The sequence below is a fragment of the Thiorhodococcus mannitoliphagus genome (genome assembly GCF_010915725.1).
GTDB lineage: Bacteria > Pseudomonadota > Gammaproteobacteria > Chromatiales > Chromatiaceae > Thiorhodococcus > Thiorhodococcus mannitoliphagus.
On the sequence record NZ_JAAIJR010000440.1, the window covers coordinates 1 to 555 of the forward strand.

Here is a 555-nt window from a genome sequence, read left to right on the forward strand (position 1 = left end):
TCGGTGACGCAGACACTCGCGGCCTCGTCGAAGGTGTCGATCGCCAGCGCCCAGGCCTCGTCGGGACCGGGACGTCCACCGCCGGCGCGCTCCAGCACGGCGATAACGTCGCTCGGGCGCGGGAAGTAGCGCCCGCGCTCGGCGTCCAGCAGGTGACCATCCAGGACCTGACGCAGGGTCGCAAGATCTAGGCGCTCGGCGAGCAGACGCCACCAGGTCTGCTTGAGCCGCGCCGAGACGCTCTGCCCGTAGGTCTCGCCGACCTCATCGAGCAGATCCGAGAAGGCTTTACGATCGTGATCGCACAACATGGAACTCCCCCTCCAGCGGACCGGGGTCCGGGTTGAGAAAGGCCTCCAGCGCGGCCTGTTCGGCGTGCTGGCCGGCGGCCAGGGCGAGGAACTGCTCGACCCGGGCCGCATCGCGGCAGATGAGCGCGATGTCGTCGAAGGCGCGCCCACGGTCGTTGCGCCCCTGGTGCCAGGCGGAGGCGCGGCAGCCGTCGATGGCGCGCTGCAGCTGGGCCGGCGTGTAGCCGTCCTTCAGGCGAGCGGC

The 555-nt window shown here is 70.8% G+C and carries 1 protein-coding gene and 1 pseudogene; both read right to left on the reverse strand.

Annotation, left to right across the window (positions count from 1 at the left end; genetic code table 11):
• Window positions 1–311, reverse strand: a pseudogene (locus G3480_RS27335) (hypothetical protein); the annotation flags it as partial.
• On the reverse strand, window positions 289–555 hold a 267-nt coding region (locus G3480_RS27340; protein ID WP_206171948.1), incomplete at its 5' end, for a hypothetical protein. The gene G3480_RS27340 and the pseudogene G3480_RS27335, both read right to left, overlap by 23 nt.